Here is a 25,066-nt window from a genome sequence, read left to right on the forward strand (position 1 = left end):
GGCAATGGACGATCTGGATAACGCCCTCGACTCCGAAAGCGGCTACACCGGCGCGCGTCGGATCGTGATCTTTTCGTTGCTGATGTTTGTGGTGCTGGGGGTCTGGGCGTGGTTTGGCGTGCTGGACGAGGTATCCACCGGCTCCGGCAAGGTGATCCCCAGCTCGCGCGAGCAGGTATTACAGTCGCTTGACGGCGGGATCCTCACCGAGCTGAATGTCCACGAGGGCGATCAGGTGCAGGCCGGGCAGGTGCTGGCGCGCCTTGATCCTACCCGTTCCGAGTCGAACGTCGGCGAAAGCGCGGCGCGCTACCGCGCGTCTCTGGCTTCCAGCGCCCGCCTGTATGCCGAAGTGAACGATCTGCCGCTGAAGTTTCCTCCTTCGCTGGCGAAATGGCCGGATCTGATTGCCGACGAAACGCGGCTCTACAACTCGCGACGTGCGCAGCTGGAGGATACCCAGCGGGAGCTGCGCGCCGCGCTCGATCTCGCCAATAAAGAGCTGGCCATCACCCAGCGGCTGGTGAAAACCGGTGCCGCCAGCCACGTGGAGGTGCTGCGCCTGCAGCGGCAGAAAAGTGATCTGGAGCTGAAGCTCACCGACGTGCGTTCGCAGTATTACGTGCAGGCGCGCGAGGCGCTTTCCAAAGCCAATGCGGAAGTCGATATGGTCGCGGCGGTTCTGAAAGGTCGTCAGGATTCCGTCACGCGGCTGACGGTGAAATCCCCGGTGCGCGGGATCGTGAAAAACATCAAGGTCACCACCATCGGCGGCGTGATCCCGCCCAACGGCGAGCTGATGGAAATTGTGCCGGTGGACGACCATCTGCTGATCGAAACCCGCCTCTCGCCGCGGGACATCGCGTTTATCCATCCAAACCAGGAAGCGCTGGTGAAGATCACGGCCTACGACTACGCCATTTACGGCGGGCTGCACGGCGTGGTCGAGACCATTTCCCCGGACACCATCCAGGACGAAGCCAAGCCGGAGGTGTTCTATTACCGGGTGTTTATCCGAACCAGCCAGGATTATCTGGTGAATAAGGCGGGCAGGCGCTTCTCGATTGTGCCTGGGATGATTGCGACGGTGGATATCAAGACTGGTGAGAAAACGGTGCTGGATTACATGATTAAACCGTTTAACCGGGCGAAAGAGGCGCTGAGGGAGCGGTGAGAATTGTGGGGAAGGGTTTGGCCGCCCTTCCCCTCGTCCCTTTGGCGATTTTGGTCGTTAATGAACCGGTACGGCCTTCATTCATCACTTTATTAATCATATAACCACCTGCCAGCCTTTGCGGATTCGGCAAACATCCTGACGGTTAACGGCTTTGAAATCTGTTTTACGGGTTTATTAGTAAACCACTTCCTGAAAAACCATGTGCGAAACCAGGGGTAGTAAGCGTTGTAATTCATCCGCGTGATATCAACATGGAACTGAATACTGAATTTATCCATACAAAAAGCCAGATCATCATCTTCTGTATAATCCTGCAGGATATCATCTAACTGCAAGGGAATAAGTTTTCCGGTGAACGTTCCCAGCACCGGTAACTCATTCCGGAAAAATGTTAAAACGTCTTGTTCATTTACCATATGCGATCTTTCTTATGTGCAATCGTGTTGTATTTTATAAGTGTTTTATAGCATATTTGAGCCAAATCGCTGGCAACCAATGTCCAGCCGAGCACTGGCAGGCTTCTGCCAACAAAGGCTCCCAGATTTGTAACATACTTCGGTTTTAAGGTGGTAATGCTCGCTTCTGTTAACGTCGGTAATCTTACTGGTAATGCTACGTTGAGATATTGACGCAAATACTTTGAAGCTATCGAGGTGCCTGCTGTCGTTCCGTAGGGTTTATTTCTGGTCTTTAATAGCGGTAATCCTAAAATGATACAACTCATCATTACAGCATCCTCTATACCGCCAAACTGCTCTTCGATCACATCTAATAGAATCCAGAAAAATAATTCACCAGCCGATATATTGCAAATTCCTTTATAGAAATATGTCCCATTGAGTTCCTCGACCGTATCCATACATGCCTTCATATCAGTATTTATTAATCACATATACCTTACGCCACTTCAGCTGATATGTTGATAAAAGCGATCTTTATAAATTCCTAATTTCTCCCCGGCGTAATTTACACATACGACAACAGATAATGATTTATTGATTTGAACAATTATTAATGAAACACGTTATTTATTATCCTTTTTTCTGAAGCAGCCTCGCAGAATGTTACTTCTTCTTTCAAACTCTCTTTTGCTTAGGATTTAACGGGCGTATGTTTCTCCCACGCCAGCAAAATCTGGCGTCGGGATTGGCATCCCGGTTAAACTTAATGGCGGCGTAAGCGCTTGTTGCGCCGTGCGTCTGGCTACATTCCAATGGTGGGCTGGACGGGGGCGTCGCAAGACGCGCCGGTGTCCATTAAGGCCGGTAATGCCAACTCCGTTCAGTCCTGCCACCCGGGAAATTGGCATTTCTCTGGCAGTGTCTTAATCACTTAATGGAAACTGTCATATGACCACCAGTAACACACTTTTCACGACCCCTTTCGACCACAATACCGACTTCACCGAACTTGCCGACAACTCCCAACGCTATTGCGAAGCGCTGGTGGAAGAGACCGATCCTGCAAGAAAAATAGCGCTCTGCGGTCGTCTTGCCTCAACTCTCGCCCTGCTCCGCCCGATGCTGCTGGAGCCAATCCCTGAGCACTTAGAGGAACCTCTTACCGTCGATGTGTTTCCTGAACCTGAACCTGCATTCCACGCCGAGTCCGATCAACTCTGCCGCTACTGTGAGGAAATTACACAACTGCTGATAGCAGGCGTGCTCTCACCTGAATCTGCCCGTGTGATGGGGGATTTACTCTTTGAGCTGACGGGCTACTTTGCCGACCAGCTCACCGCCCCGCGCTGGCTGAGAACGGAAGCTGGCGTCGCGTTGCTGGGTTGAGTCTGGATTGCCGGGTGACGGCTTCGCCTTACCCGGCCTACATTCCCGTAGGCCCGTGCAAGCGTAGCGCCGCCGGGCATTAAGCCGCATGCCAGCCGAAGTGGAATCCACCTCGGAGAATTTACTCTTAGTCATACATCCCGCCTCCTTTCAGCCACCACTCGGGTAATATTTCCTGCAGACAAAATACACCTGCGCACAGTGCAAGGGTGCATTATCATTCATGTAGCAACCTCGCACCGGGATTTGCGATCGCCACCGGGTAACATGTATGAAGCATTGAATCCTCCGTTGAAAGGCTATTTTTCAATCCGGGTCAACAAACAATACAGGCTCGTTTTTCGCTGAACTGCGGGTAAAGCAGACGATCTCTACCTCTCTCCACACAAGTACACGCAACACAAGTGAGGCATCATCTATGACACTTCAGCAGGCACTCCGCAAACCCACCACGCCGGGCGACGTGTTGCAGTACGAGTACCTTGAACCGCTCAATCTTAAAATCAGCGATCTGGCGGAGATGCTTAATGTCCACCGCAACTCCATCAGCGCACTGGTCAATAACAATCGCAAGCTTACTGCCGATATGGCAATAAAACTGGCAAAAGCCTTTGATACCACTATTGAATTTTGGCTGAATTTACAACTGAACGTCGATATCTGGGAAGCGCAATCTAACTCCAGGACACAGGAGGAATTAAGCCGTATAAAGACCGTTGCAGAAGTCATGGCTAAAAGGAAATCTGGTCAGCCGGATGTCGCCTGATCCAGCCACGCGCATTACCTTCGCCCAAAAGGGACTTCTTTAACCGCCCACTGTCCCGGCGTTTTACCGGTCCATGCTCTGAAAACCTCAATAAATGCGCTGACGCTGCTGTAACCGCACGACAGCGCGATCCACCCCACCGGTTTTCCCGCCGCGAGCCACTCCATTGCCTGCATAACGCGCGCCAGCTGCCGCCAGTTGACGAAGTTCATGCCGGTCCCGGCACGAAACCGACGGTTGAACGTACGCACGCTCATCCCCGCCTGGCGGGCATGGTTCTCAACCGTCTGGTTATCATCGACGAACTGCAGCAGATGCCTGACCACGCGCTTCAGGCGCGAATCTGTCGGTACAGGCAGGTAATAACGGACCTGTGGTGCCAGGGCAAGTTCATCCAGCAGCAGAGCGAGCTTTCGCGGATCGCCTTCACTTCCTCCCGCGCTTACACGCGAAAAGAGCGCATGCGTGAGATCGTCGGGTTCGAAAAGCGCAGGCGCACCGGGAAGCGCAGCACACTGCTCAGGATCGAGGTAGATCGCGCAGCCTTCAACGGCGCTTTCCGCAAAGGCGGCGTGCTGCTGGCCGGGCGGGATCCAGCCGATATGTTTTGCCGGTACCACCGCACGCCCCTGCTGCGTCTCAATCACCAGCAGCCCTGTTTGAATGCGCCAGAGCTGGCCGGGATGATGACTGTGCCACGGAGTACGATAGCCGCCGGGATGACTGAGTATCTCAGTGCTGAACATCGCATTTGACCGAAAATCGTTATTCATCGACGTATTACAGAAACTGTGCCTTCCTCTGTCAAGGATAATGGTGGCTCACCCACACAAGGAGTCATCATGCGTATTATCACATCCCTGCTCGCCCCTGCAGAAAACAGCGCACAGCGCGAGAACATGGCCTGCCTGCTGACGGGTCTCTTTAAAGGCGAAATCGATCCGGCAGAGGTATTCACTGCCGACTACCAGCAGTTCACAGACGGCCATGCGCTTGATTATCAGGGTTTTGTGCAGCACCTGAACCACGTTCGCGCGCAGATCCGCGAGATCGCATTCACCGTGGAGGAGATAAGCTGCCAGAACCACCTTCTGGCAGACCGCCATATCGTAACGGTGACCTATCCGGAGGGTCATCAGGCCGTACTGGAGGTGTACATGTTTGCGGCGCTGCGTGAAGGAAAAATCTGGCGGATCCATGAAGTCACGCGAGCCCTCAGCGGTAATGCCTCAGACCGCGCGCTGGCCCACGCGACACAGTAACGTCACTCCGCCGGGTTCAGGGCGACGCTGTTATACACCCCGACATAGCGCACAAACTTACCGATAAATACGCCCGCAAAGACGCCGCCGGAGACAATTGCCAGCGCGCTCATCGCGGGCTGCTGCAGGGTCTGGGGAGAGATGGCGCTCATGACGCCCAGCACATATTTCACCCCAAACGCCAGCATCATAAACGGCAGCGCCGTGTAATCAGCCTGACGGAACAGGGTGCGCGGCGCATCCGTACGCGTGACAACCGTCCGCTTAATCAGGACATACCCCAGCGCCGCGCCGATAACGATCCCTGCAAACCACAGTGCTACCGTCACAAGGGTCAGCTGGCGATAGACCACCAGATCGTAGATATCCCAGACAAGAAAGATCCCTGGAATGATGGCAAGCCGCTCCAGGGTCACGGTCGCGGGCTTGCGGGCTTTTATGCCGCGAGAGAGAAGGAAGAGAAACAGCACCCACACCCAGACGGGGGTGTGCGTCACAACACCGATCAGAAATTCAAACATGGAGATCACCATGAACGATCGCGGCTTTGCCGCCCTGAACGCCTGTTGCGCATAACGGCAGAACCACCGTTATGCGCAGGTCTTTTACAGCGATTTTTTCAGGCGACGAACCGCCTCTTTCAGATCTTCATCCGTTGGCGTGACAAACGACATACGCAGCGTTGAAGGGTCTGGCTCATTGCAGTAGAAAAATTCGCCCGGTACAAAGACTACGCCATTACTTAACGTTTTTTCCAGCCAGCGGGTAGTGTTCATGCCGTTATTCATTTTCGCCCACAGGAACATGCCGCCCTTTGGCTTGTGGAACGACATCACATCGCCCAGCTCCGCCTCCAGTTCCGTCGCGAAGGTCTGGAATTTCTGACGATAGGCCTCACGGATCATTTTAATCTGATCCGGCAGACGGCCGGTTTTCAGGTATTCGTAGGTCATCAGCTGCGACAGGGTGCTGGTGTGCAGGTCGGTGGTTTGCTTCAGATTCACCACCGCGCGCTTCAGCCACTCCGGCACCAGCACCCAGCCTACGCGCGTGCCCGGCGCGAGAATTTTAGAGAAGGTGGAGGTATACACCACGTTCTCTTCGTTACCGATAGCTTTGGCATGGGCAATTAACGGACGGAAGAGCTCATCGGTGTAGTTAATTTCGCTGTACGGATCGTCTTCGATGATCACGAAGTCATGGCGCTTCGAGAGTTCCACCAGCTTCTTACGACGCGCTTCAGAAAGCGTAACCCCGCCAGGGTTGCCGAAGGTCGGCACAATATAAACCGCTTTAATGGCTTTTTTGGCCACCAGCGCTTCGAGTTCGTCGACGATCATGCCGTCGCCATCAGTGCCTACGGATTCAAAATTCGCCTGCGCCAGGCCGAACACCTGCAGGGCAGCGAGATAGGTTGGGCGCTCGACAACGACGGTATCGCCGGGGTTAATCAACGCCCGCGCCAGCACGTCCAGGGACTGCTGCGAACCAGATGTCACTACCACGTCATCAGCTTTACAGGCAATGCCGCGCCCTTCACAGATGCGCTGAATTTCTTCGCGCAGTCCCGGCACGCCTTCGGTCAGACCGTACTGAAAGGCTTCGCCAAAATGCTGTGAGAGTACGGCATCCGCGGCCATTTTCAGGCCTTCGTGATCGAATAAGGCCGGGTTAGGGATCCCCCCGCCCAGCGATATAACGCCTGCCATTTTGCTATGTTTTAATAATTCACGGATGGCAGATGATTGCAGGCCCTGCGCACTGCTGGCGAGTTTATTCACAGACATTGTTTGCTTACCTTCTTTTTTTATAGTGTGCCCAATCTTAGCAGAATATGAGCGATAAATTCCGTAAGCTTAGGCAGCGGGCGTAAATCCTGGCGCCACAGCAGATGCACCGGCCTCGGCTGCGGGATGTAATTTTCCAGCACCCGCACCAGCCTGCCGCTTGCCAGCTCTTCCGCCACCAGCACTTCCGGCTGCAGCAACAGCCCCGCTCCGGCGCGTGCCGCCATCCGCAGCCCGTAACCGTCGTTGCATCTTAATACCGCATCCCGCTTCCAGCGCACCTCCCCTTCGACACCCGGTAGCCGCCACTCGTTGCGCTCAGTCCATACGCTGTGGGAGAGGCAAAGGTGATTCACCAGGTCGGCGGGCGTTTGCGGCGTGCCGAAGCGCGCCAGATAGTCCGGCGCGGCGCAGATCACCATCCGGTATGGGCAGAGATATTTCGCCACCAGATCGTCGTGATGAATATCCCCAATGCGAATGGCCAGATCGACACCCTCCTCAACCAGATCCACCATCCGGTTGGTCAGGTCCAGCTCCACGCGCACGTCAGGGTAGCGCTGCAAAAACGTTGCGGTCAGCGGGGCAATAACACAGCCCCCAAACGAGGTAGGTGCCGTCACGCGCAACGTACCGGCCGGTGCGGCGCGCAGACGCTCCACCGCGCTTTCGGCAATCGATACCTGCTCCAGCACCCGCTTTGCTTCGTCATAATAGACCCGTCCGGCGTCGGTCAAACTTTGCCGCCGCGTATTACGCTCCAGCAGACGGGTGCCGAGCTGCGATTCCAGTAATGCAATGTACTTCCCCACCATCACCGACGACATTTCCAGCCGGGATGCGGCACCGGTAAAGCTGCCGCTTTCCACGACGGCGATGAAGATCTCCATGCCGCGAAGCTTATCCATATTCCAAACCTCTGGTTAGCAATCTTCAAACTTTAGCCCAGTTTATCCGGTTTTTAATTTATTAAAGAATGGAGGCTCACAACAGAAGGAGTCGGCTATGAAAATCGTCATTATTGGTGCCAGCGGTACAGTGGGTCGTGCGGTAAGTGAAGAGCTGAGTCGTCGCCACGAGGTGATCCGCGTGGGCCGCACGCAGGGTGACTATCAGGTGGATATTACCTCGCAGGCAAGCGTCCAGGCGCTGTTTGAAAAAATCGGCCCGGTGGATGCCATTGTCTCCGCCAGCGGCGGACTCTACTTTGGCCCGCTGGCCACCATGAAGGACAGTGACTTCAATCAGGGCTTACAGGATAAACTGCTCGGGCAGGTGCGCCTGGCGCTGACCGGCCAGCACTACCTGAACGAAGGCGGCTCTATCACCCTGATAAGCGGCATCGTGGCGCACGAGCCGATCGCTCAGGGCGTGAATGCCACCACGGTGAATGCGGCCCTGGAAGGGTTTGTGCGCGCTGCGGCCTGCGAGCTGCCGCGCGGGATCCGTATCAACCTGATTAGCCCGACGGTGCTCACCGAATCAGTCGAAACGTATGATGGCTTCTTCCCGGGCTTCGAAAGCGTGCCTGCCGCGACGGTGGCGCAAGCCTATCGCCGCAGCGTGGAAGGCGTGCAGAGCGGGCGGGTGTATAAGGTGGGCTACTGAGGCGCAGTGCACAGCAGTAAACTGCATTGTCGGGTGGCGGCTGCGCCTTACCCGACCTACGATTCAAATGTAGGCCGGGTAAGCGCAGCGCCACCCGGCTCGCTTTTAGCCCACCGTGCCCCAGACCAGATTGCCGTTGTGGAAGGTCGCGGTACGCGGGGAGATGCGCGCCACGGCTTCGGCGGAGCAGGAGGCGTCCACCAGCACAAAGCTGGCGTCGTCCTGCGCTTTCGGCCACACGCGCTCGCCTTTGTCGTTCAGCGGCAGCACGTCGCCGGTGGCAATACCTAATGCGCGAGAGAGTGTCTGCTCGTTCGGGCGGATGTAGAGCTGGGCATAAAGATTGGCTTTTTCCAGCATGTCCCCCAGACCGTATGGCGACCAGTGGTCGATCACGCTGTCGGTGCCCGTCATCACAAACACGCCTTTATCCCGCAACTGCTTCAGTGGCATATGCAACGTGCCAATTGGCACGGTAGAGGCGATGGTCACCTGCTGCGCCGCCATGCGGATGGCGATGTCATCCACCTGCTGTTCGTTAAGCGTCGCCAGCGCAAAGGCGTGACTGATGGTCAGTTTGCCCTTCAGCTCCGGCGTTTTTTCCACGGTTTCCACCATGTAATTCACCGCCGCCACGCCCGCCGGGCTGGTTTCATGCAGATGAATATCCACCCCTTTGTCGTAGTCCAGCGCAATCTGGAACATGGTGTCGAGGGATTTCTCCATCGCGCCGTCAACGTTGGTAGGGTCCAGCCCGCCCACGTAGTGCGCCCCGGCCTGCATCGCCTCACGCATCAGCTTTTCGGAATTTGACAGCAGCAGCCCGTGCTGCGGGAAAGCGACAATTTCACAGTTAAAGCCGGGCTTGCGGCGCGATAAAACCGCCTGCAGGTTTTCCAGATTCTTCAGGCCGGAGGTCGGCTCGATATTGCAGTGGCTGCGGGCGATGGTAGAGCCTTTCGACTGGATGAGGTCGATCAGCTTTTCCGCCCGCGCCTGGGTGTACGGCTGCAGCTCCGGCAGCAGCTTCTGCTCAAGACGGATCATGTCCTGAATGGTGGTGCCCGCCGGGCGGTTGAGCGACCGCCATGGTCCACCGTAAAAGGTTTTATCCAGGTGGATATGCATATCGCGCATTGCCGGAAGCATCAGCTTGCCGCCCGCGTCATAGTGCGGCAGCGAGGCGACCGCGTGGCTTTTATTGTCGCGCAGGGCGACGATCTTGCCGTCTTTAATCTCCAGCGTTTTCAGCTCGGTGCGGGTACTTGTCGCCACGCTGCCGTCAAAGTTGAACCCGGCTTCAAGCAGCACGTTGTCCAGATAGTAATGTTTCGCGGTGATGGTCATCGGTTTACCGGTCTCGCAGAGTGGCTTTGCGGAATCAGCAGCATACGCGACGGATCCGGTCGCGCCAAACAGCGCGCAGGCGGTGACCATTTTGCCACTCTGGCTAATGAATTCACGGCGGCTTTTATTCTCACTCATCTTATCTTCCTTCATTAACAATGTGGGTGCCGGTTTCCCCGCGCAGCGCGGCGGGCAGACAGTCCGGCGAGGTGATGATCACGCGCTTGCCGCCGTGGTGTAAAAACGCCAGCGAGGCGACAATTTTGGGCAGCATGCTGCCCGCCGGGAAATGCCCCTCTTCCATGTAGCGCATCATCTGCGCCACGTTGACGGTGTCCAGCGCCTGCTGGTTCGGCTTGCCGAAGTTGACGCACACCTTCTCCACCCCGGTGGTGATAACCAGCACGTCGGCGCGGATCTCGCGCGCCAGCAGCGCGGTGGAGAGATCTTTATCAATCACTGCATCCACGCTCTGGTAATCGCCCTGCGCCGAACGCACAACGGGGATCCCGCCGCCACCCGCGCCGATCACCACAAAGCCTTTTTGCGTCAACGCCTTGATAGCCTCCGCTTCAACGATGCGCAGCGGCTGGGGGGACGCCACCACGCGGCGATAGCCCCGGCCTGAATCTTCAACAAAGTGCCAGTCCGGGTGCGCCTGCTGCAGTTCATCACGCTGCGCCTCACTGAAGAACGCGCCGATGGGTTTGGTCGGATGGCTGAAGCCGGGATCGTTTTTATCCACCTCCACCTGCGTGACGACCGTGACCGCTTTTTGCTCCCCGCGGGCGGCCAGGCGATTGTTGAGCGCCTGCTGGATCAGATAGCCGATTCCTCCCTGCGTGTCCGCCACGCAGTTCGCCAGCGGCGTCAGCGGCAGCCCTTCCCGCTCGTGGGCGATTTCGGCGCGGCGCAGATCCAGCCCGACCTGAGGTCCGTTACCGTGGGTCAGCACGATGTCATAGTCCGAGGCCAGCATTTCCAGCACAGACTCTGCCACCGCTTTTACCGCCTGCGCCTGATGCTCAACCGACTGGCTGGCGTTGTCTTTGATAATGCTGTTGCCGCCAATGGCGACGACCATAAGCGCTTTCATACGTTTTCCTTCACAATCGGGCCGGGTTCGACGCTCGCCGTTTCGCGGCTATCCAGTACATGCTTCACCACAAACATACCGCCCATCATCAGGTAGGCCGTCACGAACATCAGCGAACTGCCTTCGGCAAAGCCCACTACCGGGGCGTGGATGACGCCAAACAGCGCCAGCAGCGCGCCCCCCGCGGCGGCGACAGCCCCGCGCAGCGGTTTGTTGATGATGGCAAAGATGGCGATACAGCCCCAGAGCATACTGGCCAGCGGCGCGCCGTTGCCGAGATGCATCAGCCCTTCGTAGTAGATCCCTTTGCTGTGCAGCACGTCGGTGCCGATTTTCGCCGCACTTGTCCCTGCCGCGCCCATCACGCTGTTCATCATGGTCAGCGCCCAGTTGGCGATCCACGGGAACAGGCAGATGAAGATGACGGGGACCTCCACCTTCGGCGTTTCCCGCACCACCTGGTTGGCGGTGACGACGCCGATAAACACCAGAATCGGCACGATGGCGGTCATCGGAATGATGGCGAGCATAAACGCCCCCAGCCCGAACAGCGGCACGATGAACATGGTCACGCCGGAAGCCAGCGTGTAGCCGATGCTCGCCCCCATCGCTTTCCAGCCCGGATGGCCGACATAGACCGTGACCGGGAACGGATTGCCCATCAGGCAACCAAGCATCGACGCCAGACCGTTCGCCAGCATCACTTTACGCGTCGGGTATTCGTCCCCCGCCGCGTGGGCGCTTTCGATGTTCTCCAGGTCAAAGATATAGTTCGCCAGGCCCAGCGGAACTGCCGAGGCAAGATACGGCAGCGCGTGCGGCAGCCCCTGCAGGAACCCTTCCACATGCACCTGCGGCGGGTTAAAGCCGAACGATGACATCGAGGCTTTAATCGCCTCCGGGCTTTGCAGGCCGGAGATCCACGCCAGGGCCGTGCCGGCAATCAGCAGCAGCAACCCTGTCGGGATGCGGGCAAAAATAGGCTTTTTACCGAACCAGTTGATGAAGATCAGCAGCAGGACGATGAACGACACGGTGGGCGCTTCGAACGCCTGCAGCATCGGGTTCATCGCCAGCAGCAGCAGGCCCAGGCCGGACAGGCACGACAGCAGCACGGTACGCGGGATCATCTTGCGGATGGTTTCCCCTAAAAACGAACCGCCCGCCAGGATCATCGCCTCAACAAAGCACCACACCAGGCCAATCTGAATGGCGAACTCCGCATCACCCGTTTGCTGATACACCGGCATCAGGACCAGGAAGGTCACGGTAAAAATTGACGGCGCGCTGGGGCCGGACGGCAGCGCGGTCACATCCGTGCGCCCGGTCTGGCGCGCCATCTGCATGCCGAACCATGCGTAGCAAATACTCGCCGCCAGCACCGCCAGCCCGAAGGCGGGCGCAATGCGTCCATAAACAATCTCCTTCGGGATGCCGACGACAAAAATGAGCAACCCCATCATGGTCAGCAAATTGGTCAGGTTGTTGGTCATCAACCCGAAATAGGCCGCCCAGTCACCTCTTTTCCACTCCAGTTTCATGTTTTTCATGGATGCATGCCTTATAAAAAGTAGCGATCGCGGAAGGTCAACAGCGCCTTTTCAAAACAGCTAAACGGCGGGTGGACAATGCCCGCCCCAATCATGCCGATGCCCGCGTCTTTGTGGGCAATGGCGGTGTTGATGACCGGCAGAATGCCGCTGCCGGCGACTTTGGTGATGTCGATGGCGCTCGGGATGCCCATAAACGAGAGCAGCGGAATGGTGACGTTCGGGTTTTCGCCGAGGGTGATTTCACGCATCTGGCGGGAGAAGTCGATGGCTTCCTCCACCGTGCCACCCACAAGGGCGACAATCGCCGGGGCCGTTGCCATCGCAAAGCCGCCGATGCCGTAGGTTTCGGTAATTGCACTGTCGCCAATGTCCAGCCCGGAATCTTCCGGCTTATAGCCCGCAAACATAGGGCCAATCACCTGCTGCGCCGGGCCGGTGAACCACTGTCCCGGCAGGCCGGAAATGCGCAGACCAAACTCGTAGCCGTTACGCGCCATGGTGGTGACCACGGTGCTGTATTCAATACCGTGGGCGGCATCCAGCGCGGCCTTACACATTGCCATCCACGTCGGGCCGGAGAAGTAGTCGCTGCTGGCAACAAACTCAAACACCTCGCGCTGCTGCTCAACCGGGTAGCCCGCCTGAATCAGCCCCGGCGTCAGCGCCTGGATCAGGAGCGTAGTGCCCGCGTTGTTGCGGTTGTGGCACTCATCGCCCATATGCAGTGCCTGGGCCAGCATCAGGCGCAGGTCGATTTCACCGATAATCTTCATGGCGTCGCGCAGCATCGGGCCGAGCACGTCGCGCATCCAGTTCAGACGGTCGATCACGCTCTGGTCGTTGGCGCCCATGCGCAGGATCTTCGCCATCTGTTCGCTAAGGTTGGTGAACGCGCGGTTGCCATAGGTTTTGTTCTCAACGATGTGCATAAACATCGACGCGGAGGTGACGCCCGCCATGGAGCCCACGCAGTCGTGCTCGTGGCACGGCGAGAAGGTGATGTCGCCTGAGGCCGCCAGCCTGGCCGCGTCCTCCAGATCCGTCGCCAGCCCTTCAAACACCAGCGCGCCGGTGACGGCACCTTTCATCGCTCCGCACATGTTTTCCCAGGCCACAGGCGGACCAGCATGCAGGATGGTAGTGCGGGTCATCCCCGGCACAACGTTAATCGCCTGGTCATAGCCCACCAGCACCGGATGAGACTGAATGATGCGCTCAAGAGCGAGTTGGTTGGCGGCGGCGATCTTCTCCGCCAGCGGTTTTTGTGCCAGCTGGTCGAGCGCCTCAACAACCTGCATATTGCCCTGCCCCGGCGGCGTCCAGTCGAGCTGGGTGACGGGTACGTGCTGTTTTTTGAGATCGTCACTGAACATCGCGATGCCGACGTTAATCACGTCCAGCGGCTGGTTAAATAAGGTAGTCATTATGCTTTCTCCCCTTTGCAGACAAATTCACGGGCCAGTAATCCGGTGTTGGTACTGCTGCTGGCCCAGATGACGCCGGCATCGGTGAGCCGCTGGCACTGCTGCGCCAGCTGCTGCGGATCCTGATCGGTACCCAGCACGTAGCCGAGGATCTCCAGCGGACGGTTATCGGCTTTCGCAATGGCCTGCGCCTCTTTGATGGCGTCGAGCATCACCCCGACCGGATCCTCGTGCGCGCCGAAGCCCAGCACGAAGTCCATCACAATCACCCCCACTTCCGGATCGCGCGCTTCCTGCAGCAGGCGGCTGATGCGGTTGGTCGGGTCGATCATCGGGTGCGGCTTGCCGTTGGTGAAATCGTCATCGCCAAAATCGAGGAAGGTATGGGCCTGGCTGACGTTGATATCGCGCAGGCGCTTCGCCGGATCCGGCTGAATGTTGCTGTAGACGTCGTCGAATTTTTCCAGCGCCGCGAACATCGCTTCATCGCACAGGGTGCCGCCGCAGAACAGGCCGCGAATGTATTTCTGCTGCGGGGTCAGGCGGGCGCGCACCGCTTCAATCAGCTGCCAGTTGAGCGGGTGCAGGTCCAGGGACGCTTTTTTGATGCCGGTAAGCAGGACGGCCTTCAGGGCCGCCTCTTTGGTGCCGCGCGCAAACTGCAGCCCGTCTTCATCTGCTGGCGGCTCATTGCGCCCAAGGAAACAGACGACAACGGGCTTGCGGCAGGCGCGCGCGCGGGCCAGCACTTTTTCGGCCACGGCGGGGGCCGGCGGCTTGGAGATCAGCGCAATCACCTCTGTGCCCTCGTCGGCCTCCAGCATCCCGATGGCGTCGAGCATCATCAGGCCGCCGATCTTCTCGCTGAGATCGCGCCCGCCGGTGCCAATCAGCTGCGATACGCCGCCGCCAAATTCATGGATGCGCACGCTCAGCTCCTGGCTGCCGGTACCGGATGCGCCGACAATCCCAATGGGCCCGCGGCGTACCGCGTTGGCAAAGCACAGCCCCGCGCCGTTGATAATGGCGGTGCCGCAGTCTGGCCCCATCATCAGCAAGCCTTTCTGGTGAGCCAGCTGCTTCAGCGCCAGCTCGTCGTCGAGCGACACGTTATCGGAGAACAGCATCACGTTAAGATCGTTTTCCAGCGCCTGACGCGCTTCACGGGCGGCAAAGGTTCCGTTGACCGAAATGACCGCAAGATTTGCATCAGGACGATGGGTTTTGGCGCTGGCAATCGTGGCGTAGCGTGCTTCATGAGCGCCCTGGCGTTCTTTACGCGTGAACAGCGCCTCAATCGCCGCCAGGGTTTCATCATTGGCCGCGTCGCCTTTAATCACGATCATCAGATCGCCGTTTTTAGCCTCATTTAATTCCGGCGTTAACAGTCCGAGGTTTTTTAAGACGCCTTTATTCATCTCCGTCGCCATGGCCACAAAGGCCTGCTCGACGCCCGGCAATTTATTGGCTTTGGTGGAAACGGACATTAATGAGACGGAGTCAAAATACGTGTTCTTTTTAATCACGATTTTCGTGGGCATTATTTTCTCCTGAGAGCGGATAAAAGGGGGCCGCCGTCGTGCGAAATACACGTCGGTAAAAATGCGTTTTTAATTACTGGCCAGCCGGAAAAGGCTGGCCGAATACGTTATGCGCCCGCCGCCAGCAGCAGGTCGGCTATCTCGTGGTAGCCTTTTTCACGCGCCAGTTCGAGCGGCGTTTTGCCGTATTTGTCGGTCATATGCGGGTTCGCGCCGTGTTCCAGCAGCAGCTTCACAATCTCCTGCTGCTTCGCTCCGCCGTCATTTAATACGATGGCTTCCAGCAGCGGCGTCCAGCCGACAAAGTTGGTGTGGTTGACGTTAATATCGGTTTTTTCCAACAACTCACGCACAATATCCACGTGCCCTTTTTCACTGGCAGGGGTAATGCCCACGCCGCCGAAGCGGGTCAGGCGGTCGAGGTCCGGGTTCGCGGATAATATCAGCCGCAGGAGGGTGATATCGTTGGTCAGGCAGCTAATCAGGAAGGGGTTAAAACAGGTCTGGTCCTGTTTATCAATATCCGCGCCGGCATCAATTAATAAGGACACACAGGAATAATGTTTGTTCAGGCTGGCAAGAATAATAGCGGTTCTTTTCTGACGGTTGGTGGCGTTAATATCCACACCTTTCTCCAGACAGGCTTTTAGCGCGTCGGCATTGCCCTGCTCTGCCGCCAGCAGAAATTCAGTAACGAGTTCGTTCGCAGACATAAAGACTCCCGATGATGTGTTGCTGATGACCTGAGAATAGCAACAGCCCTTTCAGAAAAGAATCCGCTTAAAAATCATTCATCGACAGTCAATTCATTGTTGAGTTAAATTCAATAGTTCAGCTAAAACGTGCGTCTGAGCAACCTTTTCCTTATGGCTGGCCGCTTTTTATCGCCGCAGACGACATTCTTCTTATGGCTGATAAAGCCTTGCACGACAAGGCTTGTAGCAAATCATCAGAACTGTGACCGGCGTCAAATACCGTGTTGCGAGGCTGTTAAAATATGTTCAAAACTGATGGCAACCTGGAGCCGTAATATGAATTCCATCTTTACTGAAGAGAATTTGCTGGCCTTCACGACCGCGGCACGTTTCGGCAGCTTCAGCAAGGCGGCTGCCGAACTGGGCGTGACCACTTCGGCCATCAGTTACACCATTAAGCGGATGGAGACCGGGCTGGACGTGGTGCTGTTTGTCCGTAACACGCGCAGCATTGAGCTGACCGAGTCCGGTTTTTACTTTTATCGCAAAGCGACCGACCTGCTGAATGATTTTCATGCCATCAAGCGCGGAATTGATACCATTTCTCAGGGCATCGAAGCGCGGGTGCGCATCTGTATTAATCAGCTGTTATATACCCCGCGCCATACCGCGCGGCTGCTGCAGGTGTTGAAAAAACAGTTTCCTACCTGCCAGATCACCGTCACCACCGAGGTGTATAACGGCGTCTGGGACTCGATCATTAATAACCAGGCCAATATCGCCATTGGCGCCCCGGACACGCTGCTCGACGGCGGCGGGATTGATTACACCGAGATCGGCGCCATCCGTTGGGTGTTTGCCATCGCGCCGGAACACCCGCTGGCCTTCGTCCCGGAACCGATAGCGGAGAGCCAGCTGCGCCTGTATCCCAACATCATGGTGGAAGATACGGCACATACCATTAACAAGAAGGTTGGATGGCTGCTGCACGGACAGGAGGCGATTCTGGTGCCGGACTTTAATACTAAATGCCAGTGTCAGATCCTGGGGGAAGGGATAGGATTTTTGCCGGAATATATGGCGCGGGAAGCGGTGGAAGACGGGCTGCTGGTGACGCGACGTATCAATAACCCGCGTCAGGACTCGCGCATGCTGCTCGCCACGCAGCATGCCGCAACCGGCCAGGTCACGCGCTGGATCAAACAGCAGTTTGGCCCACAGGGCGTGCTGACCGGGATCTACAGCGACTTACTCTGGCGCGCTTAGCTTTTGCTTTGTACCCAAAACGCGTGAATGAGGCCGGGGAAGTAGCCCAGCAGCGTCAGAAGAATGTTGATGATAAACGCCCAGCCAAATCCTTTGCCCAACAGAACGCCCAGCGGCGGCAACAGGATGGTAAAAACAATACGCCAAAAACCCATAAAAACTCCGTGCAAGCTAATCCATTGAAAATAATAAAAGAACACCCTCTAAGCGTAGTCAGTTTATCGGTCTGCGCCAGCTCCATGCCTCGCTTTTACCCTCTTTTACGCTTTTGACACTGGCTTAATGCCCGCAATTACTTTAGCATTACCTTAATTAAGTAAATGCTAAATTATCATGACTGAACTCGAACAGCTTCAGGCCAGCGCAGAGCAGGCCGCCACCCTTTTAAAAGCGATGAGCAATCCACGCAGGCTGCTGATCCTCTGCACACTCTGTGGCGCGCCGGGGACCAGCGCAGGCGAACTGGCCCGCGCGACCGGCCTTAGCGCCTCTGCCACGTCGCAGCATCTGGCGCGTATGCGTGAAGAGGGTCTGATCGACAGCACCCGCGACGCGCAGCGCATTCTCTATTTCATTAAAAACGATGCGGTGCATCAGCTCATCAGCACCCTGAAAACCGTTTATTGTCCGTAAGGAGCCGCCATGTCACTTCCTCTGATTTCACCTCAACAGGCCAGCGCGCGCGTCGCAGAAGGGGCAAAACTGATTGATATCCGTGATGCCGACGAATACGCCCGCGAGCATATTCCTGTCGCCCAGTCCGTGCCGCTGGATACCTTGCCTGCAGGGCTTAAAGCCGGGGCCGGTGACACGATAATTTTCCACTGCCAGTCCGGTGCCCGGACCTCGGGGAATGCCGATCGCCTTGCCCGGGCAGCCTCGCCCGCTCAGGCATTTGTGATCGAAGGGGGGATTCAGGGCTGGAAGCAGGCCGGGCTGCAGACCGTCGAAGACAGATCCCAGCCGCTGCCGCTGATGCGTCAGGTGCAGATTGCCGCCGGGCTGCTCATTCTGTGCGGCGTGGTGCTGGGCTATAGCGTCTCCGGCGGCTTTTTCCTGCTCAGCGGTTTTGTCGGAGCCGGGCTGCTGTTCGCCGGTGTGACGGGCTTTTGCGGTATGGCGAGACTGCTCAGGGTGATGCCCTGGAACCGGCGTACCTCGTAATCCGTCATCGGTGAAATACGCTGTACCCGACGTCATACGTGGGCTAAGGTGAAGATCGCTAAAACGATGAGGAGGTTCTATGTTTGCTGTCGGTGATTATGTACAACCGCGTCAGGGCGGGCCAAAACTGAAAGTGCTCGACGTGAAGGGGGATAGCATTGTGGCGGTGCAGGCCAGCAATGAAGAGGGTGAGAAATTTACCCTGAAAGCAGCAGAGGTCGTGCTGTATAGCGAAGAAGGTGATTTCGGCGTCTGCTAAACAGACATCCGGGCGGACGCTTCCGCCCGGCTCACGGATTAGATCAGAAAATCATCCAGTGATTTACCGTTAGCCAGTGCGCTGGCAATAGGCTTCGGCGTACGCCCCTGGCCGGTCCACGTTTTCTCTTCACCGTTCTGGTCAATAAAGCGATATTTCGCTTCACGCGGTTTACGTTTTTTCACCGTTTTACCCGCCAGCGCCCGTTCAGAGTTCAGCAGTTCGGTTGGAGAAATACCATCGGCTTTCATCAGTTCCAGCAGGGCATTAATTTTTTCCTGCTGCTCAGCGCGCTGCTGTTCTAATTCCGCCAGCTCACTACGTTTCTCTTCGGCAACGACCCTGACCTTTTCCAGCATTTCCTCAAGAACGTCCAGGGATAATTCACGCGCCATGGCGCGCAGAGTTCGGATATTATTAAGATTCTGTAACGTCAAAGACATATTATTTGAAAACCTTTTCTTTGGGGTAAATAGTTAAATCACCGAAAGAATAATTCATTTCAGTGAAAATATCTACCCACGGGTCCGCTCTGTCAATAATGCCAATACTTTATATGTCACCCTTTATATTATCATATCCGGTTTGCGGGTTATGTTTTCATTGGCCTCTGACCCACTATAAATGGTCAACCTTAAGCCAAATCACAGCATTCCGTGCCACCCGGAACGACACTTATACACACGTCAGCACCACCACCAATAACCAATTGTTTTTAAATAAAAAAATATTAAGCGGGACAGATTATAACGAACCGGTCAAAAAACAATCATTTTTAGAGAATTTTGTGGACAAAACGCGATTAAATAAAAATTAATCACTAGTTGTTAGTTCAAACACAGAGATATACGCTATACACGTCAAACAAACCAACCTAAAGCACTATACGCTGCGGGAAAATCGTTTCTTTTGTGTTCTTCTCAAGGAGTTCAGCCATGTTCTCACCGCAATCACGCCTGCGCCATGCGGTAGCGGATACTTTCGCGATGGTTGTCTACTGTTCCGTCGTGAACATGCTGATTGAAATATTCCTCTCCGGAATGACCTTTGAGCAGTCACTTTCCTCTCGTCTGGTGGCAATCCCGGTCAATATTATTATTGCCTGGCCTTACGGTTTATACCGCGATGCGGTAATGCGTCTTGCGCGGCGACTCAGCCCCGCAGGCTGGGTGAAAAACCTGGCAGACGTTCTGGCGTATGTGACCTTCCAGTCTCCGGTTTACGTGGCCATTCTGCTGGCGGTTGGGGCGGACTGGCACCAGATCGCGGCGGCGGTCAGCTCAAATATTGTGATTTCAATGCTGATGGGGGCGGTGTATGGCTATTTTCTCGACTACTGTCGCCGCCTGTTCAGGGTCAGCCAGTACAGCCAGGCAAAAGCGTAATGTGAAGCGACTGGCGAACGCCAGTCGCAAGTTTACTGTACGTCGCCAAACAGGCCTTTCAAAAACCGTTCCAGCGCCATACGCGAGCTGAAGCCATGCGGAATACCATAATGCTCATGCGTCTCGCCGCCTAAATAGAGCGGGAATTGCTGATAATGATCGCAGGTTTTAATATCCGAGGCTGGTTCAGCAAATGACAAACTTCTGTCTTTCAGCGTCGGGTGAATAATGAGAGCGGTACGTCCCATTCTTGCTTCACGATTAACGTAAACGTAATTCTCGCCACGGCGATAACCATACGCTTTTGGTGTCACCTCATCCATGGTGAATCCCTCTTTTTCAAGAACGCGCGCCACCTCATCAGGTCGTAAATACATATCTTTTCCTCGTTATCTTTTCCTGCCCGGCAACCTTACAGTATTCAGCATTAGCAGGGCTTTCAGAATAGTCCATAAACTGCCGGATAACGCGTGATGCGCTTCAGATATTAAATTTCTGAACTAAACTGAACGGGAACACAAGATTACGGAGGAACGTATGTTTAACAGACCGAACCGAAACGATATTAATGACGACGCGCAGGATATTCGTAATGATGTCAGCCAATTAGCGGATTCGCTGGAAGAGGTGCTGAAATCCTGGGGAAGTGGCGCGAAGGACGAAGCGGATGCCGCTAAACGTAAGGCTCAGTCTCTGCTCCGTGAAACCCGTGCGCGTCTGAACGGGCGTACCCGTACGACTCAGGCGGCCTGCGATGCGGTCAGCTGCGCAACCACCTTCGTGCGCGAAAAACCGCTCTGCACGCTGGGCACGGTCGCGGCAGTCGGGATCTTCGTCGGAGCCCTGCTTAGCCTGCGTAAATAACGCCTTGTGAGTAGTTTTTCTGCCCCGGTGGCCAGCAGCTGCCGGGGCTTTTCTTTTCCCGAACGCCTGAAAAACCCGTACAGCCCGCCCTGCCCCGCTGTGCTCATCACAGGGGCGATATCAATCTAAATTTCCCATATCTTGTATGGTTGAAAGTTAAGACAACTACATCTAGTATTCCTTTTAGCAAGAGACACACAACCTGACGCGATGATTCGCGCCGCTCTCTCATTTTAAATGGAAATACGAATCATGAGCATTATTATTTACACACGTAACGATTGTGTTCAGTGCCACGCCACAAAACGTGCGATGGAAAGCCGTGGGGTGGCTTTTGAAATGGTGAATATTGACCAGCAGCCCGAGGCCGCCGACACCCTGCGCGCGCAGGGGTTCCGTCAGCTTCCGGTCGTTGTCGCCGGGGAGCTTAGCTGGTCTGGTTTCCGCCCGGACATGATCAACCGCCTGAGCGCGCAGGCCGTCCGGGCATGAGTGGGCTGGTTTTCTTCTCCAGCAGCTCGGAAAACACGCTTCGTTTTATTGAGCGCGTCGGGCTGCCTGCGGTGCGCATTCCGCTCAACGAGCGGGAGCGCATCCGGGTAGAGGAACCGTACATTCTGGTAGTGCCGAGCTATGGCGGCGGCGGCACGGCGGGGGCCGTTCCCCGTCAGGTGATCCGCTTTCTCAACGATCCTCATAACCGCGGGCTGATCCGCGGCGTGATTGCGGCGGGCAACCGCAATTTCGGCGATGCCTTTGGCCGCGCCGGGGATGTCATCTCTCAAAAATGCGGCGTGCCGTATCTCTATCGCTTCGAGCTCATGGGGACACAACAGGACGTCGAAAACGTGCGTAAAGGAGTGAACGAATTTTGGCAACGACAACCGCAGAACGGGTAATTCAGGCGACGCCGGATTACCACGCATTAAACGCAATGCTTAACCTCTACGATCGTCAGGGGCGCATTCAGTTCGGGAAAGATCGCGAGGCGGTGGACGCCTTTTTTGCCGCCCATGTGCGGCCCAACAGCGTGACCTTTGCGAGCCAGAATGAGCGCCTCGACTATGTGATCAAAGAGGGCTACTACGACGCACGCGTCCTGTCCCGCTATCAACGCCCCTTCGTTGTGAAGCTTTTTGAACGCGCGCACGCCAGCGGTTTTCGTTTCCAGACCTTCCTTGGCGCATGGAAGTACTACACCAGCTACACCCTGAAAACCTTTGACGGTAAACGCTACCTGGAAAGCTTTGAAGATCGCGTAGTGATGGTGGCGTTGACGCTGGCGCAGGGTGACGAAGCGCTGGCGCAACAGCTAAGCGATGAGATTCTCTCCGGGCGCTTCCAGCCCGCCACGCCAACCTTCCTCAACTGCGGCAAGGCCCAGCGCGGCGAGCTGGTCTCCTGCTTCCTGCTGCGCATTGAAGACAATATGGAGTCAATTGGCCGCGCGGTGAATTCAGCGCTACAGCTTTCCAAACGTGGCGGCGGCGTGGCGTTTTTGCTCTCTAACCTGCGTGAAGCCGGGGCGCCGATCAAGCGCATCGAAAACCAGTCCTCCGGGGTGATCCCGGTGATGAAGATGCTGGAAGATGCCTTCTCCTATGCCAACCAGCTTGGCGCGCGTCAGGGTGCAGGCGCGGTTTACCTGCATGCGCACCATCCGGATATTCTGCGGTTTCTGGATACCAAACGCGAAAACGCCGACGAAAAAATCCGTATCAAAACCCTGTCGCTGGGGGTGGTGATCCCGGATATCACCTTCCGGCTTGCCAAAGAGAATGCTGAGATGGCGCTCTTCTCGCCGTATGACATCGAGCGAATTTACGGCAAAGCCTTTGGCGATGTGGCCATCAGCGAGCGCTACGACGAACTGGTGGCCGACGATCGTATTCGCAAAAAATATATCAACGCCCGCGATTTCTTCCAGCGGCTTGCCGAAATTCAGTTTGAGTCCGGCTATCCGTACATCATGTACGAGGACACGGTGAACCGCGCCAACCCGATTGCCGGGCGCATCAACATGAGCAACCTGTGCTCGGAGATTTTGCAGGTCAACAGCGCGTCAACCTACGACGAGAACCTCGACTACGCGGAGATCGGCAAGGATATCTCCTGTAACCTCGGGTCGCTGAATATTGCCCATACCATGGATTCCCCCGACTTTGGCCGCACGGTGGAGACGGCCATTCGCGGCCTGACGGCGGTGTCGGACATGAGCCACATCCGCAGCGTGCCGTCCATTGAAGCAGGTAACGCCGCGTCGCACGCTATCGGCCTTGGGCAGATGAACCTGCACGGCTATCTGGTGCGGGAAGGCATTGCCTACGGCAGCCCGGAAGGGCTGGATTTCACCAATCTCTATTTTTACACCATCACCTGGCATGCGCTGCACACCTCGATGATGCTGGCGCGCGAGCGTAACCAGCGCTTCGCGGGCTTTGAGCACTCCCGCTACGCCAGCGGAGAGTATTTCAGCCAATACCTGGAAGGCGACTGGCAGCCAAAAACAGCGCGAGTGCGTGAGCTGTTTGCCCGCGCCGGGATCGTTCTGCCGACGCACGAGATGTGGCAGCAGTTGCGAGATGACGTGATGCGTTACGGCATCTATAACCAGAACCTGCAGGCGGTGCCGCCAACCGGGTCAATCTCCTACATCAACCACGCCACGTCGAGCATTCACCCGATTGTGTCAAAAATAGAGATCCGTAAGGAAGGTAAAACCGGGCGCGTTTACTACCCTGCCCCGTTTATGACCAATGAGAACCTGCCGCTGTATCAGGACGCGTACGAGATCGGCCCGGAGAAAATCATCGATACCTACGCCGAGGCGACAAAACATGTGGATCAGGGGCTGTCGCTGACGCTCTTCTTCCCGGACACCGCCACCACGCGGGATATCAATAAAGCGCAGATCTACGCCTGGAAAAAAGGCATTAAAACGCTCTACTACATTCGCCTGCGCCAGCTTGCGCTGGAAGGCACCGAAATTGAAGGCTGCGTGTCCTGCGCGCTGTAAGGAGAAAGGATGAAACTGTCACGCGTGAGCGCCGTTAACTGGAACAAAATCCAGGACGACAAAGATCTGGAAGTGTGGAACCGGCTGACCAGCAACTTCTGGCTGCCGGAAAAAGTCCCGCTCTCCAACGATATTCCGGCCTGGCAAACGCTCAGCCACGCCGAACAGCGGCTGACGATCCGCGTCTTTACCGGTCTGACGCTGCTGGACACCATCCAGAATACCGTCGGCGCACCCGCCCTGATGCATGATGCGCTGACGCCTCACGAAGAGGCGGTGATGTCCAACATCAGCTTTATGGAGGCGGTGCACGCCCGCTCCTACAGCTCGATATTCTCCACGCTGTGCCAGACCAAAGATGTGGATGCAGCGTACCGCTGGAGTGAGGAGAGCGAGTCATTGCAGCGCAAGGCCCGCCTGGTGCTGGACTATTATCAGGCTGATGAGCCGCTGAAGAAGAAAATCGCCAGCGTGTTCCTGGAATCTTTCCTCTTCTATTCCGGCTTCTGGCTGCCAATGTACTGGTCGAGCCGCGGCAAGCTGACCAACACCGCCGATTTGATTCGCCTTATCATCCGCGATGAAGCGGTACACGGGTATTACATCGGCTATAAGTATCAGAAAGGACTTGAGAAAGTCAGCGAGACGAAGCGTGAGGAGCTCAAAGGGTTTGCGCTCGATTTGCTGATGGATCTGTACGACAACGAGCTGAGCTATACCGAGGAACTGTACGCCGGTACCGGCTGGGAGGAGGACGTGAAGGCCTTCCTCTGCTACAACGCCAACAAGGCGCTGATGAATCTGGGGTACGACGCGATGTTCCCGCCGGAGATGGCGGAGGTCAACCCGGCGATTCTGTCCGCGCTGTCGCCCAACGCCGACGAAAACCACGATTTTTTCTCGGGCTCGGGGTCGTCGTACGTGATGGGTAAAGCGGTGGAAACGGAGGACGAAGACTGGGATTTTTAATGAACGCTAACGTTCGTTAATTTAATATAAACCCAACATTTTTCTCTCGAATATTTACAAAGCGACTACACTGTCATTTCCACGTCATATTCGCCTGAAT

31 protein-coding genes are annotated in these 25,066 nt (G+C 56.2%); 16 read left to right on the plus strand and 15 right to left on the minus strand.

The window, feature by feature from the left end; translation table 11 throughout:
- Window positions 1-4 precede the first annotated feature (4 nt).
- On the plus strand, window positions 5-1,174 hold the full coding sequence (locus C1N69_RS17460) for a beta-barrel domain-containing protein (RefSeq protein ID WP_088244439.1): 1,170 nt from the start codon (window positions 5-7) through the stop codon (window positions 1,172-1,174).
- 92 nt (window positions 1,175-1,266) lie between these two features.
- On the opposite strand, the gene C1N69_RS17465 is transcribed toward C1N69_RS17460, so the two are convergent.
- The gene (locus tag C1N69_RS17465; RefSeq protein WP_059386398.1) at window positions 1,267-1,593 is read right to left on the minus strand and encodes a DUF1493 family protein; all 327 of its coding nucleotides are present in this window, start codon (window positions 1,591-1,593) and stop codon (window positions 1,267-1,269) included.
- Window positions 1,587-2,036, minus strand: coding sequence for an STM2901 family protein (locus C1N69_RS17470; RefSeq protein WP_059386397.1), 450 nt, complete (start codon window positions 2,034-2,036; stop codon window positions 1,587-1,589). Before C1N69_RS17470 ends, C1N69_RS17465 begins: the two co-directional genes overlap by 7 nt.
- A 490-nt stretch (window positions 2,037-2,526) precedes the next feature.
- Here C1N69_RS17470 and C1N69_RS17480 point away from each other — a divergent pair, with 490 nt between their 5' ends.
- The 3 genes from C1N69_RS17480 to C1N69_RS17490 all read left to right on the plus strand — a co-directional run bounded on the left by C1N69_RS17480 (window position 2,527) and on the right by C1N69_RS17490 (window position 3,730).
- Window positions 2,527-2,964 carry a hypothetical protein gene (locus C1N69_RS17480; protein ID WP_059386396.1) on the plus strand — a complete coding sequence of 146 codons (438 nt, stop codon included), beginning with the start codon at window positions 2,527-2,529 and terminating at the stop codon, window positions 2,962-2,964.
- A 168-nt stretch (window positions 2,965-3,132) separates the two neighbouring features.
- A complete protein-coding gene (locus C1N69_RS17485; RefSeq protein WP_072049135.1) occupies window positions 3,133-3,312 on the plus strand; it encodes a type II toxin-antitoxin system RelE/ParE family toxin in 180 nt (59 codons plus the stop codon).
- 70 nt (window positions 3,313-3,382) lie between these two features.
- A complete protein-coding gene (locus tag C1N69_RS17490) occupies window positions 3,383-3,730 on the plus strand; it encodes a HigA family addiction module antitoxin (RefSeq protein WP_045286350.1) in 348 nt (115 codons plus the stop codon).
- Window positions 3,731-3,744: 14 nt separating this feature from the next.
- Here C1N69_RS17490 and C1N69_RS17495 read toward each other — a convergent pair whose 3' ends face one another.
- On the minus strand, window positions 3,745-4,503 hold the full coding sequence (locus C1N69_RS17495) for a helix-turn-helix domain-containing protein (RefSeq protein ID WP_244956307.1): 759 nt from the start codon (window positions 4,501-4,503) through the stop codon (window positions 3,745-3,747).
- A gap of 69 nt (window positions 4,504-4,572) precedes the next feature.
- Between C1N69_RS17495 and C1N69_RS17500 the strand changes: the two genes are divergently transcribed.
- Window positions 4,573-4,992: a hypothetical protein gene (locus C1N69_RS17500; RefSeq protein ID WP_059386395.1), complete on the plus strand. Its 420-nt coding sequence runs from the start codon at window positions 4,573-4,575 to the stop codon at window positions 4,990-4,992.
- Between the two features lie 2 nt (window positions 4,993-4,994).
- Here the strand turns inward: C1N69_RS17500 and C1N69_RS17505 are convergent, their stop codons facing one another.
- The 3 genes from C1N69_RS17505 to C1N69_RS17515 all read right to left on the minus strand — a co-directional run bounded on the left by C1N69_RS17505 (window position 4,995) and on the right by C1N69_RS17515 (window position 7,687).
- Window positions 4,995-5,513 (minus strand): DUF6622 family protein, encoded by a 519-nt coding sequence (locus tag C1N69_RS17505; protein ID WP_059386413.1) that lies wholly within the window; start codon window positions 5,511-5,513, stop codon window positions 4,995-4,997.
- Between the two features lie 84 nt (window positions 5,514-5,597).
- Complete coding sequence (locus C1N69_RS17510) at window positions 5,598-6,779, minus strand: aminotransferase-like domain-containing protein (RefSeq protein WP_059386394.1); 1,182 nt, start codon at window positions 6,777-6,779, stop codon at window positions 5,598-5,600.
- Window positions 6,780-6,799: 20 nt separating this feature from the next.
- Entirely contained in the window at window positions 6,800-7,687 is an 888-nt protein-coding gene (locus C1N69_RS17515; RefSeq protein ID WP_155031617.1) for a LysR family transcriptional regulator, read from the minus strand.
- A gap of 97 nt (window positions 7,688-7,784) precedes the next feature.
- Between C1N69_RS17515 and C1N69_RS17520 the strand changes: the two genes are divergently transcribed.
- Window positions 7,785-8,387 carry a short chain dehydrogenase gene (locus tag C1N69_RS17520; protein WP_025759711.1) on the plus strand — a complete coding sequence of 201 codons (603 nt, stop codon included), beginning with the start codon at window positions 7,785-7,787 and terminating at the stop codon, window positions 8,385-8,387.
- Window positions 8,388-8,492: 105 nt separating this feature from the next.
- On the opposite strand, the gene C1N69_RS17525 is transcribed toward C1N69_RS17520, so the two are convergent.
- The 6 genes from C1N69_RS17525 to C1N69_RS17550 all read right to left on the minus strand — a co-directional run bounded on the left by C1N69_RS17525 (window position 8,493) and on the right by C1N69_RS17550 (window position 16,061).
- Window positions 8,493-9,872, minus strand: coding sequence for an amidohydrolase family protein (locus C1N69_RS17525; RefSeq protein ID WP_059386392.1), 1,380 nt, complete (start codon window positions 9,870-9,872; stop codon window positions 8,493-8,495).
- A 1-nt stretch (window position 9,873) separates the two neighbouring features.
- Window positions 9,874-10,830 (minus strand): carbamate kinase family protein, encoded by a 957-nt coding sequence (locus tag C1N69_RS17530; protein ID WP_059386391.1) that lies wholly within the window; start codon window positions 10,828-10,830, stop codon window positions 9,874-9,876.
- The gene (locus C1N69_RS17535) at window positions 10,827-12,380 is read right to left on the minus strand and encodes a hypothetical protein (protein WP_045286355.1); all 1,554 of its coding nucleotides are present in this window, start codon (window positions 12,378-12,380) and stop codon (window positions 10,827-10,829) included. The genes C1N69_RS17530 and C1N69_RS17535 overlap by 4 nt, the downstream gene beginning before the upstream one ends.
- 11 nt (window positions 12,381-12,391) lie before the next feature.
- Complete coding sequence (locus C1N69_RS17540) at window positions 12,392-13,807, minus strand: YlbE family protein (RefSeq protein ID WP_170940854.1); 1,416 nt, start codon at window positions 13,805-13,807, stop codon at window positions 12,392-12,394.
- Window positions 13,807-15,348 carry an acyl-CoA synthetase FdrA gene (gene fdrA, locus C1N69_RS17545; RefSeq protein ID WP_104557543.1) on the minus strand — a complete coding sequence of 514 codons (1,542 nt, stop codon included), beginning with the start codon at window positions 15,346-15,348 and terminating at the stop codon, window positions 13,807-13,809. The genes C1N69_RS17540 and fdrA overlap by 1 nt, the downstream gene beginning before the upstream one ends.
- A 107-nt stretch (window positions 15,349-15,455) precedes the next feature.
- Complete coding sequence (locus C1N69_RS17550; protein WP_059386388.1) at window positions 15,456-16,061, minus strand: ankyrin repeat domain-containing protein; 606 nt, start codon at window positions 16,059-16,061, stop codon at window positions 15,456-15,458.
- Between the two features lie 318 nt (window positions 16,062-16,379).
- Here C1N69_RS17550 and C1N69_RS17555 point away from each other — a divergent pair, with 318 nt between their 5' ends.
- Complete coding sequence (locus C1N69_RS17555; protein WP_025759721.1) at window positions 16,380-17,309, plus strand: LysR substrate-binding domain-containing protein; 930 nt, start codon at window positions 16,380-16,382, stop codon at window positions 17,307-17,309.
- Here the strand turns inward: C1N69_RS17555 and C1N69_RS17560 are convergent.
- Window positions 17,306-17,464, minus strand: a complete 159-nt coding sequence (locus C1N69_RS17560) for a YqaE/Pmp3 family membrane protein (RefSeq protein ID WP_045286357.1) — start codon at window positions 17,462-17,464, stop codon at window positions 17,306-17,308. The two genes, C1N69_RS17555 and C1N69_RS17560, sit on opposite strands and share 4 nt — an antisense overlap.
- Window positions 17,465-17,642: 178 nt before the next feature.
- Here C1N69_RS17560 and C1N69_RS17565 point away from each other — a divergent pair, with 178 nt between their 5' ends.
- From C1N69_RS17565 to C1N69_RS17575, 3 genes are all read left to right on the plus strand, one after another.
- Window positions 17,643-17,942 carry an ArsR/SmtB family transcription factor gene (locus tag C1N69_RS17565; RefSeq protein WP_045286358.1) on the plus strand — a complete coding sequence of 100 codons (300 nt, stop codon included), beginning with the start codon at window positions 17,643-17,645 and terminating at the stop codon, window positions 17,940-17,942.
- Between the two features lie 9 nt (window positions 17,943-17,951).
- The gene (locus C1N69_RS17570; RefSeq protein ID WP_047959305.1) at window positions 17,952-18,473 is read left to right on the plus strand and encodes a rhodanese family protein; all 522 of its coding nucleotides are present in this window, start codon (window positions 17,952-17,954) and stop codon (window positions 18,471-18,473) included.
- A 79-nt stretch (window positions 18,474-18,552) separates the two neighbouring features.
- The gene (locus C1N69_RS17575; protein ID WP_025759725.1) at window positions 18,553-18,732 is read left to right on the plus strand and encodes a hypothetical protein; all 180 of its coding nucleotides are present in this window, start codon (window positions 18,553-18,555) and stop codon (window positions 18,730-18,732) included.
- 38 nt (window positions 18,733-18,770) lie between these two features.
- Here the strand turns inward: C1N69_RS17575 and stpA are convergent, their stop codons facing one another.
- Complete coding sequence (gene stpA / locus C1N69_RS17580) at window positions 18,771-19,175, minus strand: DNA-binding protein StpA (RefSeq protein WP_025759726.1); 405 nt, start codon at window positions 19,173-19,175, stop codon at window positions 18,771-18,773.
- Window positions 19,176-19,667: 492 nt separating this feature from the next.
- Between stpA and alaE the strand changes: the two genes are divergently transcribed.
- A complete protein-coding gene (gene alaE / locus C1N69_RS17585; RefSeq protein WP_104557545.1) occupies window positions 19,668-20,117 on the plus strand; it encodes an L-alanine exporter AlaE in 450 nt (149 codons plus the stop codon).
- Between the two features lie 32 nt (window positions 20,118-20,149).
- Here the strand turns inward: alaE and C1N69_RS17590 are convergent, their stop codons facing one another.
- Entirely contained in the window at window positions 20,150-20,494 is a 345-nt protein-coding gene (locus C1N69_RS17590) for a DUF2002 family protein (RefSeq protein WP_008502568.1), read from the minus strand.
- Between the two features lie 160 nt (window positions 20,495-20,654).
- On the opposite strand from C1N69_RS17590, the gene C1N69_RS17595 reads away from it, so the two are divergent.
- The 5 genes from C1N69_RS17595 (at window position 20,655) to nrdF (ending at window position 24,966) form a co-directional block, all read left to right on the plus strand.
- Window positions 20,655-20,981 (plus strand): ElaB/YgaM/YqjD family protein, encoded by a 327-nt coding sequence (locus C1N69_RS17595; RefSeq protein WP_025759729.1) that lies wholly within the window; start codon window positions 20,655-20,657, stop codon window positions 20,979-20,981.
- 252 nt (window positions 20,982-21,233) lie between these two features.
- Window positions 21,234-21,473, plus strand: a complete 240-nt coding sequence (nrdH, locus tag C1N69_RS17600) for a glutaredoxin-like protein NrdH (protein WP_047959307.1) — start codon at window positions 21,234-21,236, stop codon at window positions 21,471-21,473.
- Window positions 21,470-21,880, plus strand: a complete 411-nt coding sequence (gene nrdI / locus C1N69_RS17605; RefSeq protein WP_021241965.1) for a class Ib ribonucleoside-diphosphate reductase assembly flavoprotein NrdI — start codon at window positions 21,470-21,472, stop codon at window positions 21,878-21,880. Before nrdH ends, nrdI begins: the two co-directional genes overlap by 4 nt.
- On the plus strand, window positions 21,853-23,997 hold the full coding sequence (gene nrdE / locus C1N69_RS17610; RefSeq protein WP_155031618.1) for a class 1b ribonucleoside-diphosphate reductase subunit alpha: 2,145 nt from the start codon (window positions 21,853-21,855) through the stop codon (window positions 23,995-23,997). Before nrdI ends, nrdE begins: the two co-directional genes overlap by 28 nt.
- A 9-nt stretch (window positions 23,998-24,006) precedes the next feature.
- Window positions 24,007-24,966, plus strand: a complete 960-nt coding sequence (gene nrdF, locus C1N69_RS17615; protein WP_155031619.1) for a class 1b ribonucleoside-diphosphate reductase subunit beta — start codon at window positions 24,007-24,009, stop codon at window positions 24,964-24,966.
- Window positions 24,967-25,066: the final 100 nt, after the last annotated feature.

Source organism: Enterobacter sichuanensis (assembly GCF_009036245.1).
GTDB classification, from domain to species: Bacteria; Pseudomonadota; Gammaproteobacteria; order Enterobacterales; family Enterobacteriaceae; genus Enterobacter; species Enterobacter sichuanensis.

Excerpts from the sequence above, each read along its gene's own strand:
- C1N69_RS17460 (WP_088244439.1), top strand. The coding sequence starts at position 5 with ATGGACGATCTGGATAACGCCCTCGACTCCGAAAGCGGCTACACCGGC.
- C1N69_RS17465 (WP_059386398.1), bottom strand. The coding sequence starts at position 1,593 with ATGGTAAATGAACAAGACGTTTTAACATTTTTCCGGAATGAGTTACCG.
- C1N69_RS17470 (WP_059386397.1), bottom strand. The coding sequence starts at position 2,036 with ATGGATACGGTCGAGGAACTCAATGGGACATATTTCTATAAAGGAATT.
- C1N69_RS17480 (WP_059386396.1), top strand. The coding sequence starts at position 2,527 with ATGACCACCAGTAACACACTTTTCACGACCCCTTTCGACCACAATACC.
- C1N69_RS17490 (WP_045286350.1), top strand. The coding sequence starts at position 3,383 with ATGACACTTCAGCAGGCACTCCGCAAACCCACCACGCCGGGCGACGTG.
- C1N69_RS17495 (WP_244956307.1), bottom strand. The coding sequence starts at position 4,503 with ATGAATAACGATTTTCGGTCAAATGCGATGTTCAGCACTGAGATACTC.
- C1N69_RS17500 (WP_059386395.1), top strand. The coding sequence starts at position 4,573 with ATGCGTATTATCACATCCCTGCTCGCCCCTGCAGAAAACAGCGCACAG.
- C1N69_RS17505 (WP_059386413.1), bottom strand. The coding sequence starts at position 5,513 with ATGTTTGAATTTCTGATCGGTGTTGTGACGCACACCCCCGTCTGGGTG.
- C1N69_RS17510 (WP_059386394.1), bottom strand. The coding sequence starts at position 6,779 with ATGTCTGTGAATAAACTCGCCAGCAGTGCGCAGGGCCTGCAATCATCT.
- C1N69_RS17515 (WP_155031617.1), bottom strand. The coding sequence starts at position 7,687 with ATGGATAAGCTTCGCGGCATGGAGATCTTCATCGCCGTCGTGGAAAGC.
- C1N69_RS17520 (WP_025759711.1), top strand. The coding sequence starts at position 7,785 with ATGAAAATCGTCATTATTGGTGCCAGCGGTACAGTGGGTCGTGCGGTA.
- C1N69_RS17525 (WP_059386392.1), bottom strand. The coding sequence starts at position 9,872 with ATGAGTGAGAATAAAAGCCGCCGTGAATTCATTAGCCAGAGTGGCAAA.
- C1N69_RS17530 (WP_059386391.1), bottom strand. The coding sequence starts at position 10,830 with ATGAAAGCGCTTATGGTCGTCGCCATTGGCGGCAACAGCATTATCAAA.
- C1N69_RS17535 (WP_045286355.1), bottom strand. The coding sequence starts at position 12,380 with ATGAAAAACATGAAACTGGAGTGGAAAAGAGGTGACTGGGCGGCCTAT.
- C1N69_RS17540 (WP_170940854.1), bottom strand. The coding sequence starts at position 13,807 with ATGACTACCTTATTTAACCAGCCGCTGGACGTGATTAACGTCGGCATC.
- fdrA (WP_104557543.1), bottom strand. The coding sequence starts at position 15,348 with ATGCCCACGAAAATCGTGATTAAAAAGAACACGTATTTTGACTCCGTC.
- C1N69_RS17550 (WP_059386388.1), bottom strand. The coding sequence starts at position 16,061 with ATGTCTGCGAACGAACTCGTTACTGAATTTCTGCTGGCGGCAGAGCAG.
- C1N69_RS17555 (WP_025759721.1), top strand. The coding sequence starts at position 16,380 with ATGAATTCCATCTTTACTGAAGAGAATTTGCTGGCCTTCACGACCGCG.
- C1N69_RS17560 (WP_045286357.1), bottom strand. The coding sequence starts at position 17,464 with ATGGGTTTTTGGCGTATTGTTTTTACCATCCTGTTGCCGCCGCTGGGC.
- C1N69_RS17565 (WP_045286358.1), top strand. The coding sequence starts at position 17,643 with ATGACTGAACTCGAACAGCTTCAGGCCAGCGCAGAGCAGGCCGCCACC.
- C1N69_RS17570 (WP_047959305.1), top strand. The coding sequence starts at position 17,952 with ATGTCACTTCCTCTGATTTCACCTCAACAGGCCAGCGCGCGCGTCGCA.
- C1N69_RS17575 (WP_025759725.1), top strand. The coding sequence starts at position 18,553 with ATGTTTGCTGTCGGTGATTATGTACAACCGCGTCAGGGCGGGCCAAAA.
- stpA (WP_025759726.1), bottom strand. The coding sequence starts at position 19,175 with ATGTCTTTGACGTTACAGAATCTTAATAATATCCGAACTCTGCGCGCC.
- alaE (WP_104557545.1), top strand. The coding sequence starts at position 19,668 with ATGTTCTCACCGCAATCACGCCTGCGCCATGCGGTAGCGGATACTTTC.
- C1N69_RS17590 (WP_008502568.1), bottom strand. The coding sequence starts at position 20,494 with ATGTATTTACGACCTGATGAGGTGGCGCGCGTTCTTGAAAAAGAGGGA.
- C1N69_RS17595 (WP_025759729.1), top strand. The coding sequence starts at position 20,655 with ATGTTTAACAGACCGAACCGAAACGATATTAATGACGACGCGCAGGAT.
- nrdH (WP_047959307.1), top strand. The coding sequence starts at position 21,234 with ATGAGCATTATTATTTACACACGTAACGATTGTGTTCAGTGCCACGCC.
- nrdI (WP_021241965.1), top strand. The coding sequence starts at position 21,470 with ATGAGTGGGCTGGTTTTCTTCTCCAGCAGCTCGGAAAACACGCTTCGT.
- nrdF (WP_155031619.1), top strand. The coding sequence starts at position 24,007 with ATGAAACTGTCACGCGTGAGCGCCGTTAACTGGAACAAAATCCAGGAC.